This is a genomic window from Devosia sp. RR2S18 (assembly GCF_030177755.1).
Lineage (GTDB): Bacteria > Pseudomonadota > Alphaproteobacteria > Rhizobiales > Devosiaceae > Devosia > Devosia rhizosphaerae.
Map to the genome: position 1 here is coordinate 992,884 of NZ_CP126539.1, position 17,220 is coordinate 1,010,103.

Below are 17,220 nucleotides of genomic sequence, written 5' to 3' on the forward strand. Positions count from 1 at the left end.
ATGACATCATTCCCTCAGGATTGAGGCAAGAGCGGCCGTTGGGCAGGGGTTTCACGAGTGAACTGCATTCCCGACAGAATGCACTCATCGGCAGGTCCGATCACCAAAGTGCCATCCTGCCGTGTTGCGGGGCATGTCATCGGGAAGGATGCGTCGCCGATGTCGCCAGATCCATCCTCGAGAACCAACTGGTCGTCGCTCAGAACGAACGCTCCGCTCACTGTGCGGCCACGGGGATCGGTCAGGAGGAACGTGTCGTCCTCGTTGAGTTCCAGTACGAGACCTTGGACTGCGCTGTCGCCGCCCGAAACATAGTTCCCGTAGCCGCTGTCGGTGGTCTGGTTTCCAGTTGCCTGAGCATCAGGTGCGCGGGCAGCTGCTGTCGCCTCGGCTATGCGTCGCTCGACTGCTGCCAGCTCTTCACTGCGCGAGGCTAGTGTTTGCGCCAAATCGGTCACTTGCGGCTGGAGCTGCTGACGTTGCGTGGCGTAGTTCTCAACCTCCGCGCGCAGTTGCGCGCGTTGCGCCTCCAACTCATCGATGTTGGAGCGCAGCGTCGTCAGTTCAGCTCCCGCAGCCTCGGTCTGTGTGGCAATATCAGCCAATTGCACCTGTGCCGATGCAATCTGCTCGCGGGCCGCCTGCAGCTCCGCTTGGGTGGTCGCCAGTTCCTCGGTCGTTGTGGCTGCTTCTTCGCTGACCTGCGCGACATTGGCGGTGATGGTGGCCTCCTGCCGGCGGGCCTGCTCCAGCCGCGCTCCGACGTCGGTCAGTTGCTGCTCCATCTCGGCCAGTTGCGCTTCGCCAGCTTCCAGCTGCGCCGTCAACTGCTCGGCTTCTTCGCGGAGCGGCGTGACCTGGTCGGTGAGTCCGGCGAGTTCCTGACGGCGTGCTTCGAGTTCAGCGGCCGTGGTGGAGAGGTTCTGCTGCGCCGTTTGCAACTCCGCTTGGGCGGTTTCGAGCGCGGCATTGCTTTGCGCCAATTCCTGCTGAGCGGCGGTGATCTGGGCTTCTATCTCGGCAAGGCTCCCTTCGGCAGCTTCGCGCTCTGCCACAGCTGCGGCGAGCGTATCGCGCTCGGTGGTCAGGAGAACCAGCGCCTCTTGCTGCTCTTGATATTGCGAATTGGAATTGATCCACATGGCCAGAAAGGCCAACCAGCCGGCTACCGCCAGCACGAGGATCACGAGGACGAGTGGGTCGCGAAGGCGTTTGGAGGCGCTTGCCATATCGAGAGGGCTCCGGAGCTGATGCGATGCTAACGTGCCCTCAGGATGGGGGTTCCACCTGCGGCCCGTGCTTGCATGTCAGCACAAGAGCGGCGCAAAGCAAAGGCCCCGCGCATTGCTGCACGGGGCCCTGGAAACACGATGGCGCTGATGCGGTCAGGCCACGTTTTCTGAGTAGCCTTCGCCTTCATCGGGCTCGCGCAGCACATAGCCGCGGCCCCAGACGGTTTCGATGTAGTTCTTGCCGGCCGTTGCGACGGAGAGCTTCTTGCGCAGCTTGCAGATGAACACGTCGATGATCTTGAGTTCGGGCTCGTCCATGCCACCATAGAGGTGGTTGAGGAACATTTCCTTGGTGAGGGTCGTGCCCTTCCGGAGCGAAAGCAGCTCCAGCATCTGGTATTCCTTGCCCGTGAGGTGAACGCGCTGGCCCTGGACTTCGACGGTCTTGGTGTCGAGATTCACGGTGAGCTCGCCGGTCTGGATGACCGACTGGGCGTGGCCTTTGGAGCGACGGACGATGGCGTGGATGCGGGCCACGAGCTCGTCCTTGTGGAACGGCTTGGTCATGTAGTCGTCGGCACCAAAGCCGAGGCCACGGACCTTGTCCTCAATGCCGGCCAGACCCGAAAGGATCAGGATCGGCGTCTGCACCTTGGCGACGCGCAGGGTGCGGAGCACCTCATAGCCGCTCATGTCGGGCAGATTGAGATCCAGCAAAATGATGTCGTAATCATAGAGTTTGCCGAGATCTACGCCTTCCTCGCCGAGGTCGGTGGTGTAGACGTTGAAGCTCTCGGACTTGAGCATCAGTTCGATGCTCTGCGCGGTGGCGCTGTCGTCCTCAATAAGGAGTACCCGCATTATATTCCCCTTGTCATTCGTTCCTGCTGGAACATCATGAGGCCTAGCGAACAGGACGCGCCTCATGTCCGTACTGGATATGACTGAACCCTAAGCCCAAATAGTTAACAAAGTTTAATTCGCTTCGGCAATACGCAAAAGCCGTTAGGGTGAATTAAGTTTAACACATTGAAAAATATGGGTTAATTAGATTCAATTTTCTTAAGAAAATGGTTTAAGTAGCCACGCCAACCGACTCTGTGGACTCAAGCAATTGTGGCGATTTGCGGGGGTTCGGGCAGACGGGCGCCAAGGGCGCAGCCGTGAGGCTCCAGCAGTCTGGATAGCAGTTTTTGCGTTAACGTGTGGTTACTGCTTGATTCGATCCGCAAGGATGCTGGACAAAGACTTGCCACAGTTCCGCCACGCAGATGAACGGACCCTGAACGATGAAACCGCTGATTTCAGCGATCGAAGCAATTGATGATGTGGAAGTCTATGGACGGGTGAAATCCGTCCAGGGCCTGCTCATCGAAATCGTGGGGCCAGTCCGCGAATTGCGGGTCGGGGGGCGTGTGCAGATCGAAGGCGCCGATGGTGGGCAGCTGGCCGCCGAGATCATCGGCTTCAAGGATGGTCATGCGTTGTGTCTCCCCTTCGGACAGTTGAGTGGCGTGCGGCTGGGCTGCAAGGCAGTGTTCCAGCGCCATGACGGCGCGGCGTTCCCTTCCGAAAGCTGGTTGGGCCGGGTGATCAATGCCAATGGCGAACCCATCGACGGCAAGGGCGAGCTGCCGCGCGGCGCACTGGCTTATCCCCTGCAGCAGTCTCCCTTGGCCGCGCATGATCGCGTACGCGTGGGCGAGCCGCTGGATCTCGGGGTACGGTGCCTCAACACCTTCACCACCATCTGCGAAGGGCAGCGGCTGGGCATCTTCGCCGGCTCGGGTGTGGGCAAGTCGGTGCTTATGTCCATGCTGGCGCGCAACACCAATGTGGATGTGGCGGTGATCGGCCTGATCGGCGAGCGCGGCCGCGAGGTGCACGAGTTCATCCAGGAATATCTGGGCGAAGAGGGACTTGCCAACGCGGTGGTCGTCGTCGCCACCTCCGACGAGGCGGCGCTGATGCGCCGGCAGGCCGCCTTTATGAGCCTGGCGCTCAGCGAATTTTTCCGCGACCAGGGCAAGCGCGTGCTCTGCATGATGGACAGTCTCACCCGCTTTGCGATGGCGCAGCGCGAGATCGGGCTGGCCATCGGTGAACCCCCGACTGCCAAGGGTTACCCCCCGACGGTTTTCACCGAATTGCCGCGGCTGCTCGAGCGCGCCGGACCCGGAACGCCTTCTACCGGTTCTGTTACCGGACTTTTTACCGTTTTGGTGGAAGGTGACGATCACAATGAGCCTATTGCGGACGCCGTACGCGGCATTCTGGACGGGCACATCGTAATGGAGCGCGGTATTGCCGAACGGGGTCGCTACCCGGCGGTGAACGTGCTTCGGTCCATCTCGCGCACCATGCCAGGGTGTGTGCCGGCCGATGTTCGGCCGGTCCTGGCCAAGGCGCGGGAACTCATGTCCATCTATTCGGACATGGAGGAACTGATCCGGCTGGGGGCTTACCGGAAAGGGTCAGATCCGAAAGTGGACCGCGCCATAGCCATCTATCCGGCACTTGAGGCTTTTTTGGGCCAGAGCCGGGAAGAAACGACCAGTATTGCCGAGGGCTATGATCAGCTCGCGGCTATCGTGGCCGAGGCCGGCGTGGCAGGCTGACGGGGCGTGGTAACAGGCTCCGGAACTGACTTGGTGTGTAGGGAGTACAGGTCGTGAAATCGCGCAGCGAGAGCCTTATTCGGCTCAAAAAGTTCCAGGTGGACGAGAAGCGTCGTCAGGTCAGCCAGATCGAGATGATGGTTGCCGACTTCGAGCGCATGGCCGCCGAGCTCGACCAGCAGATCGAGATCGAACATACCAAAACCGGCATTTCCGATGTGGCGCACTTTGCCTATTCGACCTTTGCCAAGGCCGCTTCGGTGCGGCGGGACAATCTTCTTGCTTCAGCCAACGACATGAGGGGCAAACTCGAAGCCGCGCAGGATGCGCTCGCCGAAGCGCTTGAAGACCTCAAGAAAGTCGAACTGCTCGACCAGCGCGAACATCAGCGCGAACGTGACGAGCAACTCAAGGTCGAGCAGTCTGAATATGACGAAATGGGCCGGCTGCGCTTCCGCAGCCGCTAGACCCAATCGCACACCAGGAAGGCGCCCGCTTAGGGCGTCGTCCGCATCCGCTGCACATCCCGCTGCTGATTGTAGGTGATGGGATCATAGGCGGGCTGCTGCTCGAGCTGCTCGCTCGTGGCGTTGACGAACACATAGCCATAACCAGCATTGTCGGTCGCAAAGGTCAGGTTCTCGAATCCAACAGCGACGGGCTTGGATCCCAGGCCGAGGAAGCCGCCTACATCCACGATGAGCGCATCGATGCCCTGATCAAGCGAAACTATGACGTCGCTGACGGTGCCGATCAACTCATCATTGACCCCATAGACACCCAACCCACGCAACTGATCGGCCGTTAGCGCGGTGCTGTCGAGCTGTGAGAGGCTGGTGCGATCCAGTCGACTGGCCTGTTCTACCTGAACGGGCTGATCGGTGGTGAGGTCGGGATCGACCGGGACCGCATTCGGGTCGCCCGGTAACATTTGCTGCTGTTCCTGTTCGGGGGTCATCGAGGGACCACGAGCGGCTTCACTGTCTTCCCAAATAAAGGGTGGCGCCGCGGCCAGCGCATCGGCGGTGGTGGCCAAAACGAAAATCTGTGTGCCGTCCGCCTGCGGCACCGGCTGCAACTGCTCGAAATCGACCGCTACGTCTCTCTCGCCGACGCCCAGAAAGCCACCCACGCCGATGATTGCGGCGGTTACTTGCCCACCGGGAGACATCAGGAGATCGCTAATTGTGCCAATAGTCTCCGCGTCCGCCGCGGTGCTGGAGATCACCGGGGCGCCGAGAACCCGCCGGACCAAGGTCTGGTCGGCGGAAACACTCACGCCTTCCGACAGGACCGGTGGCGGCGTCAGACCGACGGCGTCCAACTGACGGCTACCCGGCCGCTCCAGGGTAATTGGCTGGGCAAGGACAGCCGTGCTCATCAGGCCCATGGCCAAAGTGGCAAGAAGTTTGGAGTGCATGGTCGTTCCCCCGTTCTATCCAGGTGTTCAAAAGAAAAGGGGCGGCGCGGATGCGCTGCCCCCCATCGTTCTCAGCCGGCAAGGCTGATTACATGTCGGTGACGAGCATGCTGTTGGGATCCTGGCGGTAGAGCTCTTCGTCGAACTCTGGCTGGGCTTCCAGCTGCTCCTGGGTGAAGTCGGTGTAGACCAGCAGGTCGCCGCCTTCATTGGCTGCAAACTGGAGGTTCTCCATGCCAACGGCGACGCGCTTCTGGCCGATGCCGAGGAAGCCGCCAAAGTCGATCAGCATGGCTTCCACCCGGCCGTCCTGGCTGAGCAGGATGTCGCCGACTTCGGCGATATCTTCGCCTGTCGGGCCAACAACGGTGGCGCCGGTCAGGTTGTCAGCGGTCAGGGCATCAACCTCGACGGCTGCGTATCCTTCACGCTCCATGCCGAGACCCATCTCGGTACCCATGGTCTCGGTTTCGACAAGAGCAGGATCGGTAGCAGGTGCCATCGAGCCGGTGGTGCCGGCAGCGGGGGCAGGAGCCACGACCACAGCATTGGGGTCATTGGCGCCAATGGTCTCGGAGTCGGTCAGCAAGTTCTCATCGGCTGCCGGGTCCATTGCGCCACCGATGCCTTCAGCGCCTATTGCGTTGTCGTCGCGGGTGATGAAGTCAGGTGCCTGCTCAAGTTCTTCAGCAGTGGTCTCGACCACCCAACGCTCGGTATTGTCTTCAGCGACGACGAACTGCAGCTGATCGAACGGAACCGAAACGGATTTCTCGCCGATGCCGAGGAAGCCACCCACACCCACGATCACGGCCTGAATCTGGCCCTGCTCGTTGAAGACCATGTCGGTGATATTGCCGATTTCATCGGCATCATCCATGGCGGACGAATAGACTGGCATATCCATGAGTTCGGTGGCGAGATTGTCGGTGTCCGCCATCGTATAGCCCTGGTTCATTTCCCAGGGTTCCATGGCCATGCCGGTGGTCGCAATGGCGTTGGTATCGGCAGGCTCGGCTTCGACGGTCTCGACTTCAACAGTCTCGACCTCGACAGCCTCAACTTCAGCGCCAGGGGCCATTTCATTGGCCGGAGCCAGTTCGGTTACCACAGCATCCTGTGCGACGGCGCCAGCCGTCATCAACATTGCGACAGCCGTACTAGTCAGCAGAGTGCGGATCATTTAACGCTCCAAGGGTTCATTGTCGTGATGGACGGGCCACGTGGCGGTAAACTTGCCGGTTGAACGCTGCGTGGCCCTTGATGCTTCCGACAACGCCCCATCATCGTTCTTGTTCCCAATTCCGTGAGCATCAACGTCACCTGAATTGAAAAGACCGGCTCTCGTGAAACGAGGCCGGCCTTCTCCGCCTCCCTGGCGGTCTTTGGTTGGGAGCAGCGCCGGTCGCGTAGCGCAGCACTTCCCGCCTCCCAAAGTTATGGGCAAGCATCAGGGCAGGGAAGCACCTGCCTTGCGACAGCGTTAATCCCTTATGAACTGGTTAACACGGCAGCGCCGCGAGATCATAGGTGCGCATCGCCAGATGTGGCATGCCGCCGTCCTGAAACTCTTCGCCAAAGGCCACAAACCCCAGCTTTTCATACATGCCGATCTTGTCAGTCTGGGCGGTGAGATAGAACCGGTTCTGGCCCTGGGCACGACCATGCTCCATTGCTGCCAGCATCATCAGCCGCGCTATGCCGCGGCCGCGGAAGAGTGACCGCACGGCAACCCGGCCGATCTTGAGGTGCTCGGGCTTGTCGATCATGCGCAGCGTGCCCACCACTTCGCCCTCCAGCACAGCGACGAAGTGGGTCGCCGTCATGTCATCGGCATCGTGCTCCTCTTCTTCAGGCACCTTCTGTTCCCAAACAAAGACCTCGCGGCGGAGCGCGAAGGCGGCATTGCAGAGGGTGGAAAAAGGCGGGGCGACGAGGATGGTGGGCTGGGTCATGGCCCGCCTTTTAGCGTGAGGCGCAGCCGGGCTCAATCGCCGCCTAGCGAAGAGCTTGTGCCACGTGTAAGCATCATCCGCACACCCAGGGGAAGACCAAGATGAGCATCGAATTCCTGATCACAACTCTGGTTGTCGTGATCTCCCCCGGCACGGGCGCGCTCTATACCATCGCAGCCGGACTTTCGCGCGGCAGCCGCGCCAGTGTCTGGGCGGCCTTCGGCTGCACCCTGGGTATCGTGCCGCATATGCTCGCGGCAATCACTGGGCTGGCGGCGGTGCTTCATGCCAGCGCACTCGCTTTCGAGATCATCAAATATGCGGGGGTTGCCTACCTGCTCTACATGGCCTGGGCGACGTTGCGCGATACCGGCTCGTTGAGCGTCGAGGCCGATCGGACCCCTAAATCGGCGGGCAAGGTGATCGTCGAGAGCATCCTGATCAACATTCTCAACCCCAAGCTCTCGATCTTCTTTTTTGCTTTCCTGCCGCAATTCGTTCCGGCCGCGACGCCAAACGCCGTTCTCCGCATGCTGGAATTGAGCGGGGTGTTCATGGTGGTGAGCTTCGTGGTCTTTGCGATCTATGGTCTGTTTGCCGCCGCTATTCGCGGACAGGTGATCAGCCGCCCATCCATCATGGCCTGGACGCGCCGAACCTTCGCCGCATCCTTCGTGCTCCTGAGTGTCCGGCTGGCGCTGACTGACCGCTAGATGCTGCCGACAGTCTTGAGGCGGATCCGGGGATGAACCTCGTTCTGGCTCATGACCACGGTCTGGGGACGGAAGCGCTCGATGATGGCGCGGACATGGGGCCGGATCGAGGGCGAGGTGATCAGCACCGGGATCTCGCCGGCCTGAGCGGCGCGCTCAAAGCCCTGCTGGGTGGCCGAGATGAATTGCTGCAGGCGCGACGGCGCCATAGCAAGGTGCCGGTTGTCGCCTTCGCCCACCATGGCTTCGGCGAAGTCGCGCTCCCATTGATGCGAGAGCGTGAGGAGCGGCAGATTGCCGTCACCGTTAAGATTGGCGGCGCAGAGCTGGCGGGCCAGACGCGAGCGCACATGCTCGGCGATCATCTGGGTCGAGCGACCGGGACCGGCAATCTCGGCAATGCCCTCAAGAATGGTCGAGAGATCGCGGATGGAGATGCGCTCGGTGAGGAGCGTCTGCAGCACGCGCTGCACCCCCGAAACCGAGATTAGGCCGGGAACGATATCCTCGACGAGCTTTTGCTGATCCTTGGGCAGGCCCGAAAGGAGCGACTGCACGTTGGCATAGCTAAGGAGGTCAGCGACATTGGCCTTGAGCACTTCGGTGAGGTGGGTTGAGATCACCGTCGAGGGATCGATGATTGAGAGACCGCGCAATTCGGCCTCGTCGCGCAAGGCGGGTTCGATCCAGGTCGCGGGTAGGCCGAACGTGGGCTCGGTGGTGTGGTGGCCCGGCAGGTCGATCTGGTTGCCATAGGGATCCATAACCATGAGCTGGCTGGCGTAGATCTCGCCGGCGCCGGCCTCCACTTCCTTGATGCGGACCTTGTAGACATTTGGCTCGAGCTGCATGTTGTCGAGGATGCGCACGGGCGGCATGACGAAACCCAGCTCAATTGCCAGCTGGCGGCGCAGGGCCTTGATCTGCTCGGTGAGGCGATCCGAGCCGGTCTCGTCTTCCTTGACGAGGCTAAGCAGACCATAGCCCAGTTCGAGCTTGAGTTCGTCGATCTTGAGCGAGTCGGTGATGGGCGGCTCGGCCGATGGCGCGCCGGGGGCACCGGGCTGCTCAGCGGCCTTTTTGAGGTCGGCCATGGCTTCGGTGGCTTCTCGCTGGTCCTTGGTTCCGGCTGCCCGCCAGGCCATATAGCCGACCCCGCCCGCCAGCGCCAGGAAGGGAATAATGGGCATGCCGGGCAGGAATGCCAGGGCCGCCATTACCGCCGAGGACATGCCCAAGGCGCGGGGATAGCCGGTGAACTGGGCCGAAAGCGCCTTGTCGGCCGAGCCGACCACGCCGGACTTAGACACGAGAATACCCGCGGCGGTGGAGACGATCAGCGCGGGGATTTGCGAGACAAGGCCGTCACCAATAGTCAGCAGCGTATAGACATTGCCGGCCTCCTGGATGGAGAGGCCTTCCTGCATCATGCCGATCACCATGCCGGCAATGACGTTGATGAAGGTGATGATGAGGCCGGCGATAGCGTCGCCGCGCACGAATTTGCTGGCACCGTCCATGTTGCCGAAAAAGGCGCTTTCGCCTTCAAGGTCGGCGCGGCGCTTCTTGGCGGTGTCTTCATCGATAAGGCCGGCCGAGAGGTCGGCGTCGATCGCCATCTGCTTGCCCGGCATGGCGTCGAGGCTGAAGCGGGCGGCGACTTCGGCGATACGGCCCGAGCCCTTGGTGATGACGATGAAGTTGACGATGACAAGGATCGCGAACACCACCACGCCGATGATGAAATTGCCGCGCATCACGAAATTGCCGAAGGCTTCGATCACGTGGCCGGCGGCATCGGTTCCGGTGTGGCCCTCCGCGAGGATGAGGCGGGTGGTGGCGAGATTGAGGCCCAGCCGCAGCATGGTCGCGATCAGGAGCACCGTTGGAAAGCTCGAGAATTCCAGCGGCTTCTGGATAAACAGCGAGGTCATGAGGATCATGACCGAAAAGACGATCGATACCGCGAGCAAGCCGTCCAGCAGCAGCGGCGGCAGCGGCACGATGAGGATGACGATGAGCCCCATGACGCCCGTGGCGAGCGCGATGTCGCCCGAGCGCAGCATGTCGACAACGCTGCGCGCAGAGGGGATCTTAAAGCCCGGCCGGGGCGACGTGGGGAGATCGGTCATCGGGTGGCGCCGCCGCTGGAGCTAGCCAATTACGCCACGCTCCGCCGCTCGCCGGGCTCGGGAACATGGGTTCCTTCGTCGGCATATTGGTTGAGCTTGTTGCGCAGCGTGCGGATCGAGATGCCCAGGATGTTGGCGGCGTGCGTGCGGTTGCCCAGCGTGTGGTCGAGGGTGTCGAGGATAAGATCGCGTTCCACATCGGCCACGGTGCGGCCCACGAGGGCACGGCTCATGGTCTCGGCGGTCTGCGCCAGTTGCGCGGAGAGCGAGCTCGCCTGCGCCGCCTCGGCCAGACCCATGCCGTCGGGCAGCACGATCGCGTCGGCGTCGATGATATCGCCCGATGAAAGCAGCACCGCGCGATGGAGCGTGTTTTCCAGTTCGCGGACATTGCCCGGCCATGGCGCTTTCAGCAGGGCGGCGCGCGCATCGGGGGCGAGTTCGCGCGGCGGCAGCCCGTTGGCCTTGGCATATTTGGCAACGAAGTGCTCGGAGAGGGCAACGATGTCGCCCGGCCGGTCGCGCAGGGCGGGGAGCTTGAGGTTCACCACGTTGAGGCGGAACAGCAGGTCCTCCCGGAAGCTGCCCTCGCGCACGGCCTCATTGAGATTGCGGTTGGAAGTGGCGAGGATGCGGATATCAACCGGCACGGGCTTGGTGCCACCGACACGGTCGATCACGCGCTCCTGGATGGCGCGCAAGAGCTTGGCCTGGAGGCGCACATCCATCTCGGAGATTTCATCGAGCAGCAGCGTGCCACCCGAGGCTTCCTCGAACTTGCCGATGCGGCGCGCGACGGCGCCGGTAAAGGCGCCCTTCTCATGCCCGAACAGCTCAGATTCGAGCAGCGCTTCGGGAATGGCCGCGCAGTTGACCGAGATAAACGGTTTGCTCGCCCGCTTGGAGCGCGCATGCACATATTTGGCGATGACTTCCTTGCCCGTACCGCTTTCGCCGGTGATGAGGATCGAGGCATCGGAGCCCGCGATCTGGTCGGCCATCTTGACCACCCGCTCCATTGCAGGGTCGCGGAACAGGAATTCGCTGGAGTCCCGAGCCACGGCCGCGATCACGGCGGCGATCAGCTCGGCGTCGGGGGGTAGGGGAATGTACTCCTTGGCCCCGGCGCGGATGGCGTTGACCGCCGCTGCGGCATTGGCCTCGACGCCACAAGCTACCACCGGAATGGCGATGCGCTCGGCTTCCAGGCCCGCGATCAGCCCGGCAATGTTCATGGCCACGTCGACCAGCAGCAGGTCGGCGCCCTTGCCGGCGCGGAGCGAGGCGAGTGCGATTTCCACCGAAGGGGCGTGGGCAACCTTGGCGCCACCCTCCATGGCCATCTTGGTGGCGGTAGTGAGTTGGCCTTCGAGCGGTCCGACGATGAGGAGACGCATGGTTTCCGAGCTCCTTACTGCGGCTTGATAATTTCGGTCATGGTGACGCCCAGGCGTCCATCGACCAGCACGATTTCGCCACGAGCGACGAGGCGTTCATTGATGAAGATTTCGACGGCTTCGCCGACCTGGCGGTCCAGTTCGATGACGGTGCCAACGTCCATCTTGAGGAGCTCGCTGACGGCCATCTTGGTGCGGCCGAGAACCACCGAGACCCGCACGGGCACGTCGAACACCGCCTCGAGATCGGCGGCGCTGCGCTCCACATGGGCCTCAGGGCCACCGGCCCGGCGGGGCGCGGCCATTTCCTCGAGGTCGAAGTCCTCGCGGGCGGTGGTGTCGCTATCGGAATCGGAAGCGCTCAATGGCCGCTCTCCTCTGTCGTCGGGTTGCCGCTGCGGGCGGCGAGATAGGATGCAATTTTGCGGTCGATCTCCTTGGAGACCGCGCCGATGTCGCGGACCAGCCCGCCATCAACCCATTCGAGCTTACCGTCGCCCAGGCGCTGTTCGGGGTCGCCCATGACGATGAGCCGGCCCGAAAAGCCCGAGGTGTGCATGTGGCCCGTCGCGATTTCGCGAATGCCGTCGGCTAGGTCGGGATGGCAGCGGATGACCAGATGCGGCACCCCGCCCAGGCTCTGCATGCATTCCCCGATCAGAGCATCGAGCTCGACCGTGGGGTAGCGAGCCAGCAGATGAAGGGCCAGCTTGCGGCCGATGCTGGCGGCGAGATCGATGGCTTCGCGCTGCGCCTCCAGCCTGGCATCGTCCAGGGCTGCCGTCATCTCGATGCTACGGGTCGCCAGCGTGCCGGCGGCAGCGGCAAGGGTCTGCGCGGCCTGGGCGCTGGCATTGCGCTCCCCTTGAGCGAGGCCTTCGGCATAGGCGTCCTCGCGGGCCTGCGCGACCAATTGCGCCACCAGTTCCTCGGGCACGGTGGGCACCGGCGGCGGCGCCGGTTTGTTGGTCGGCCGGTTGCCCAGGTCGAGATCGAAGGTGAAGCGTGCCGGTTGTCCCACTTACGCCACCATCTGGTCGTCGGCTTTGGTCTTGAGGATGACGATCTCGCCCTTGGCCGCGAGATCCTTGGCGGTGGAGACCATGCGGCCTTGTGCCTCGTCCACGTCCTTGAGCCGGACCGGGCCCATGGCCTCCATGTCGTCGCGCAGGAGCTTGGCGGCGCGGCCCGACATATTGGCGAAGAAGTACTCCTTGACCGCCTCGTTGGCGCCCTTGAGCGACATCGCCAGCTCCTTCTTGTCAATGCGCGTGAGCAGTGTCTGCACGGCCGAGGCCTCGAGCTTGGCCAAATCTTCGAAGGTAAACATTAGCGACTTGATGCGCTCGGCGTCGTCGCGATTATTCTCTTCAAGCGTGGTGATGAAGCGTGCTTCGGTCTGGCGGTCGAAACTGTTGAAGATCTCCGCCATCTGCTCGTGGCTGTCGCGACGCTTGGAGTGGTTGAGCGTCGACATGAACTCGGTGCGTAGGGTGGTCTCGATTTTTTCGAGGATTTCCTTTTGCACCGGGTCGAGCCCCAGCATGCGCTGCACCACGTCCATGGCCAATTCCTCGGGCAGCACCGCGAGGACCTTGGAGGCGTGGTCGGTGGCGATCTTGGAGAGCACCACAGCGATGGTCTGGGGATATTCGTTCTTGAGATAGGCGGCGAGTACGTCCGCCTGCACGTTGGAGAGCTTCTCCCACATGTTGCGACCAGCCGGGCCACGGATCTCCTCCATGATGGAATCCACCCGGTCCTGCGAGAGGAAGCTCAGCAGGAGGCGCTCGGTGGAGTCGGTATTGCCGGACAGCGAGCCGTTGGAAGAAATGGTGGTGACGAACTCGATCATGAGGTCGTCCAGCATTTCCTGGGTGATCGGGCCCAGACGCACCATGGCGCGCGAGAGCTGCTTGATTTCGAGTTCGTCGAGTTCGCTGAAGATCGGCCGGCCATAGTCGGGCCCTAGGGCCAGCAGCAAGGCCGCGGCCTTCTCGTCGCCCTTGAGCACGCGTTGCGTTGCATCGGACCCAATAGTCAGCTGCTTGCTGGCAGAGGACTGAGCGTCGGGGAGGTCGGTGGATTGGGAAACAAGAGCCATGATGTCTATGCCGCGCTACCCAGCCAGTCGCGCACGATCAGCGCGGCTTGCTTGGGGTTTTCCTCAACCAGCGTGCCGACGGTCTTAAGCGTCTGCAGCTGGGTCTCGCCCATCGACTTGGCATTGGCCACCCAGGCCGGCGTCTTGTCTTTGGGTTCTTCGATCAGTTCAGGTACCACCTGGCCATTTGGCCCCAGGGTCGCGTGATGGCTCAGTTCAGCCGCTTCGGGCAGCGCCAGTGGCTGCGTCTCGGGTGTCAGCACCTTTTTGAGCAGCGGGCGCATCACGAAGAAGACGAGTGCCAAGGCGATGAGGAGGGTAACGGCCATCTCGGCGGCGTTCATCAGGTCGTCGCGGGTGAAGTCGAGCAGACCGCCGGTGCCGTCCGTGCCCGGCACGGCGAGTTCAGGCCGCTCGGCGAACTGCATGTTGACCACTTCGACGCTGTCGCCGCGGGTTTCGGAGAAGCCCACGGCCGAGCGGACCAGGGTCAGGATCTGCGCGATCTCGTCGGCCGTGCGCGGGGTGTAGGTGGTATTGCCCTCGGCATCAGTCGCATAGGTCCCATCTACCACCACGGCAACCGAGAGGCGCTTGACCGAACCAGCTTCGGTGGCGGTGGTCTGGGTGGTCTTGGAAATCTCGTAATTGGTGATTTCTTCGGTGGTGCTGCCCTGCTCGGTGGTGCCTTCGGCGCCATTGTTCTGGGACGCGCCGGGCAACTCGTTGGCAACGGTGACCTGGCCTTCGGTGCCGCCCGACAGGCTTTCGCTCTCGCGCACCTGACTGGAGCGGACGACCTGCGACTCGGGGTCGAAGGTTTCCTGGGTGACCGTGGAGCGATTGAAGTCGATCTCGGCGGCAACTTCGACGCGCGCCCGGCCGGCGCCCACGATATTGGCCAGCATGTCCTCGACGCGGGTGCGGAGGCGGTTTTCAAAGCCTAGCGTCCGCTCGGCAGCTTCGCCGGACATGGCGCCTTCGATTTCCTCGCCGGTGCCCGAGGCCAGGAGGTTGCCGCGGTCATCAACGATGGAGACGCGGCTGGGGGTGAGACCCTCGATGGCGGAAGCGACCATGTGCTGGATGGCGCGAATTTCGCTGGTGCCCAATTCGCCCCGCACCGACAGCACGATCGAGGCGGAAGGGTCCTTGCGCTCGCGACGGAAGAGTTCGCGCTCGGGCAGCACCAGATGAACGCGAGCCGACTTGATGCGGGCAAGTGAGGTGATGGTGCGGGCCAGTTCGCCTTCGAGCGCGCGTACATTATTGATGTTCTGGACGAAGCTGGTGGCTCCCAGGGTCGATTGCTCGTCGAAGATCTCGTAGCCAACCTGGCCACGCTGGGGCAGGCCCGAGCCGGCCAGATTCATGCGCAGCGTCGTGATCTGCTCGCGCGGCACGAGGATGGTGTCGCCTTCGCCGCGCAGCTCATAGGGCACGTTGAGGGTCTGCAACTCGGTCACGATGGCCGAGGAGTCCTCGAGGCTGAGGCCGGTATAGAGCGGGGCGAAGTTCGGCGCCTGCGAACGCAGGATCAGGAAGCCAAAGAAACCCAGCATGAGCACTGCCACGGTTGCCATGGCCGCGATGCGCGGCAGGCCTATCCGGTTGATCAGCTGGGTGAAGTTGTCCACGCGGGTACTCGAATCGAAGGGAATCTCTGCGGCCGCAAAGGGGTATGCGACCGCTGGGCAAAAATTACCTAGTGGATGGTAAACATTGTCTTAACCTCTCGTTTCAGAATGCGAATTAGGGCAGAACTTGCCGGGTTCGGTTAAGGAGGGATGAATGTTGAAGGTGCTCGGACGGGTCACGTCCATCAATGTGCGCAAAGTGCTGTGGGCGCTCGACGAGCTGGGGCTCGAATACGAGCAGGAGGATTGGGGCCTGCCGCTGCGGGACCCCAAGGTCCCCGAGTTCCTCGCGCTCAACCCCAACGGGCAGGTGCCCGTGCTGGTGGAGAACAACTTCGCCCTGTGGGAGAGCAACGCCATCCTGATCTATCTGGCCGAGCGCGAAAGCATCCTCTTGCCCGACCAGCTCGAGGAGCGGGCGGTGGCGCTGCAATGGCTGGGCTGGCAGGCAAGCGAGCTCAACGTGCCATGGGGCTATGCGGTGATGGCACTGATCCGCAAGGCACCCGGCTTTGATGATCCGGCTAAGATCACCGAATCCATGGGCAAGTGGTCGGCTAAGATGGAAATCCTCGAAGCCCAACTCGCCCGGGGGGAAGGCTTCATTGCCGGCAGCGAGTTTACCATTGCCGATATCGTGCTTGGCCTGTCTATCCATCGCTGGATGGAAATTCCGGCCGAGAAACAGGAATTCCCCGCGATCCGCCGTTACTACGAGGTACTTAAAGCTCGCCCGGCGGCAGCCAGGTGGATGACGGCGCAAACGCCATAGGTCGAGCAAACAGAAGGGGCCCGCCAGTGGTAACCGGCGGGCCCTAGATCTTGTGACGCTTAGTGGCCTGGATCAGCCTTCACGATAGTGCTGGATCCAGGTGGTGCGCAAACCGGCGAGGCCATGCTTGTCGATGGCGGCTTGCCAGTTCAGGAATTCGTCGACGCTAAGGGTATAGCGTTCGCAGGCCTCTTCGAGGCTGAGCAGACCACCGCGAACGGCAGCAACGACTTCAGCTTTACGGCGGATGACCCAACGCCTGGTATTAGCGGGCGGGAGGTCTGCGATCGTGAGCGGACTACCGTCCGGTCCGATTACGTACTTAACGCGAGGACGCATTTGTACGGTCATTTTACTCTCTACTCAACCTGACCATATGAGTACAAAGAGTAGGGCAGTGCCCTTAAAATACCCCTAAGGGGAAACTTACAACCGGTTAAGATTAGTGTTGCTTTTCAAGCAATTGAAAAGCCCGGACCGGGGTCGGGCCGAGCTCTGCAATAGGGCTGTGAAAGCGAGTGTTAGACGCTGATCGTCCGTCAGTTCGACGTCGGTGTTCCAGTCCCGCTTTGGGTCGGCACGCGCACGTCGGTGACATCGGTGATGGCAACCTTGGCGTTGCCCACGGTCAGCATGGGAATGTCCGTGGTGAAGTCGACGGCGGTCACGATGCCCACCGATGAGGTGGAAACCGCGATGGCGTTGCCGGACAGATTGGTACCCTTGATGTCGATCGAATAGGTGCCGTTGGGCTGCATATTGCCATTGCTGCCCATGCCATCCCAGCGGAAGGTGCCCGGGCCGGCATTGAGCGATCCGGTCTCCTGGTAAACCACCGTGCCGTTGGCATTCTTGACCGTAACCGTGGCATTGGGCACGGCAGCCTCGGCGTCATAAGCCCAGAACACGGCCTCGCTGTCGGTCAGCGTGCCGGTCTTGCCCGAAGCGGTCACCTGCTTGCCGATATAGGACACGGCCTCGGACTTGGCCGTGTTCTGCGTCGACAGCATCAGCGTTTCGAGGAACTCATTGGTCTTGAGCTGCTGTTCGACGCCGGTGAACTGCACCAATTGCTGGGTGAATTGGTTGGTGTCGAGCGGCTCGAGCGGGTTCTGGTTCTTGAGCTGGGTGGTGAGGATGTTCAGGAAGGTGTCGAAGTTCTCCGCGATCGTGGAGCGGGAGTTCGCCATCTGGCTGGTGCCGGTACCCGAAACGCCGTTTACGGCCATGATCCCTACTC

Annotated in this window: 17 protein-coding genes; 4 read left to right on the forward strand and 13 right to left on the reverse strand. The window is 62.1% G+C overall.

Going from position 1 to position 17,220, the window contains the following annotated elements; genetic code table 11:
* Positions 1–14: 14 nt before the first annotated feature.
* Positions 15–1,229, reverse strand: a complete 1,215-nt coding sequence (locus QOV41_RS04805) for a coiled-coil domain-containing protein (RefSeq protein ID WP_284579896.1) — start codon at positions 1,227–1,229, stop codon at positions 15–17.
* A 156-nt stretch (positions 1,230–1,385) separates the two neighbouring features.
* A complete protein-coding gene (gene ctrA, locus QOV41_RS04810; RefSeq protein ID WP_284579898.1) occupies positions 1,386–2,093 on the reverse strand; it encodes a response regulator transcription factor CtrA in 708 nt (235 codons plus the stop codon).
* 428 nt (positions 2,094–2,521) lie between these two features.
* Here ctrA and fliI point away from each other — a divergent pair, with 428 nt between their 5' ends.
* Together fliI and fliJ are read left to right on the forward strand one after the other, a co-directional pair.
* The gene (gene fliI / locus QOV41_RS04815; RefSeq protein ID WP_284579900.1) at positions 2,522–3,850 is read left to right on the forward strand and encodes a flagellar protein export ATPase FliI; all 1,329 of its coding nucleotides are present in this window, start codon (positions 2,522–2,524) and stop codon (positions 3,848–3,850) included.
* A gap of 53 nt (positions 3,851–3,903) precedes the next feature.
* Entirely contained in the window at positions 3,904–4,317 is a 414-nt protein-coding gene (gene fliJ, locus QOV41_RS04820) for a flagellar export protein FliJ (protein WP_284579901.1), read from the forward strand.
* Between the two features lie 29 nt (positions 4,318–4,346).
* Here the strand turns inward: fliJ and QOV41_RS04825 are convergent, their stop codons facing one another.
* From QOV41_RS04825 to QOV41_RS04835, 3 genes are all read right to left on the reverse strand, one after another.
* Entirely contained in the window at positions 4,347–5,270 is a 924-nt protein-coding gene (locus tag QOV41_RS04825) for a PRC-barrel domain-containing protein (RefSeq protein ID WP_284579903.1), read from the reverse strand.
* 88 nt (positions 5,271–5,358) lie between these two features.
* On the reverse strand, positions 5,359–6,453 hold the full coding sequence (locus QOV41_RS04830) for a PRC-barrel domain-containing protein (RefSeq protein ID WP_284579904.1): 1,095 nt from the start codon (positions 6,451–6,453) through the stop codon (positions 5,359–5,361).
* A gap of 319 nt (positions 6,454–6,772) precedes the next feature.
* On the reverse strand, positions 6,773–7,225 hold the full coding sequence (locus QOV41_RS04835; protein WP_284579905.1) for a GNAT family N-acetyltransferase: 453 nt from the start codon (positions 7,223–7,225) through the stop codon (positions 6,773–6,775).
* Between the two features lie 101 nt (positions 7,226–7,326).
* On the opposite strand from QOV41_RS04835, the gene QOV41_RS04840 reads away from it, so the two are divergent.
* Positions 7,327–7,938 (forward strand): LysE family translocator, encoded by a 612-nt coding sequence (locus QOV41_RS04840; protein WP_284579907.1) that lies wholly within the window; start codon positions 7,327–7,329, stop codon positions 7,936–7,938.
* Here QOV41_RS04840 and flhA read toward each other — a convergent pair.
* Genes flhA through fliF form a run of 6 tightly spaced genes read right to left on the reverse strand, consistent with a single transcriptional unit; the run spans position 7,935 to position 15,208 of the window.
* Positions 7,935–10,070, reverse strand: coding sequence for a flagellar biosynthesis protein FlhA (gene flhA, locus QOV41_RS04845; RefSeq protein ID WP_284579908.1), 2,136 nt, complete (start codon positions 10,068–10,070; stop codon positions 7,935–7,937). The two genes, QOV41_RS04840 and flhA, sit on opposite strands and share 4 nt — an antisense overlap.
* 29 nt (positions 10,071–10,099) lie before the next feature.
* Positions 10,100–11,467, reverse strand: a complete 1,368-nt coding sequence (gene flbD, locus QOV41_RS04850) for a sigma-54-dependent transcriptional regulator FlbD (RefSeq protein ID WP_284579909.1) — start codon at positions 11,465–11,467, stop codon at positions 10,100–10,102.
* A gap of 14 nt (positions 11,468–11,481) precedes the next feature.
* The gene (gene fliN / locus QOV41_RS04855) at positions 11,482–11,772 is read right to left on the reverse strand and encodes a flagellar motor switch protein FliN (protein ID WP_284581179.1); all 291 of its coding nucleotides are present in this window, start codon (positions 11,770–11,772) and stop codon (positions 11,482–11,484) included.
* 56 nt (positions 11,773–11,828) lie between these two features.
* Positions 11,829–12,488 (reverse strand): FliH/SctL family protein, encoded by a 660-nt coding sequence (locus QOV41_RS04860; protein WP_284579910.1) that lies wholly within the window; start codon positions 12,486–12,488, stop codon positions 11,829–11,831.
* Entirely contained in the window at positions 12,489–13,571 is a 1,083-nt protein-coding gene (gene fliG, locus QOV41_RS04865) for a flagellar motor switch protein FliG (RefSeq protein ID WP_284579911.1), read from the reverse strand.
* Between the two features lie 5 nt (positions 13,572–13,576).
* The gene (gene fliF, locus QOV41_RS04870) at positions 13,577–15,208 is read right to left on the reverse strand and encodes a flagellar basal-body MS-ring/collar protein FliF (RefSeq protein WP_284579912.1); all 1,632 of its coding nucleotides are present in this window, start codon (positions 15,206–15,208) and stop codon (positions 13,577–13,579) included.
* A 154-nt stretch (positions 15,209–15,362) separates the two neighbouring features.
* On the opposite strand from fliF, the gene QOV41_RS04875 reads away from it, so the two are divergent.
* Complete coding sequence (locus QOV41_RS04875; RefSeq protein ID WP_284579913.1) at positions 15,363–15,980, forward strand: glutathione S-transferase family protein; 618 nt, start codon at positions 15,363–15,365, stop codon at positions 15,978–15,980.
* A gap of 72 nt (positions 15,981–16,052) precedes the next feature.
* On the opposite strand, the gene sciP is transcribed toward QOV41_RS04875, so the two are convergent.
* Together sciP and QOV41_RS04885 are read right to left on the reverse strand one after the other, a co-directional pair.
* Positions 16,053–16,331: a CtrA inhibitor SciP gene (gene sciP / locus QOV41_RS04880; RefSeq protein ID WP_035085775.1), complete on the reverse strand. Its 279-nt coding sequence runs from the start codon at positions 16,329–16,331 to the stop codon at positions 16,053–16,055.
* A 188-nt stretch (positions 16,332–16,519) separates the two neighbouring features.
* The gene (locus QOV41_RS04885) at positions 16,520–17,209 is read right to left on the reverse strand and encodes a flagellar hook assembly protein FlgD (protein ID WP_284579919.1); all 690 of its coding nucleotides are present in this window, start codon (positions 17,207–17,209) and stop codon (positions 16,520–16,522) included.
* Positions 17,210–17,220: the final 11 nt, after the last annotated feature.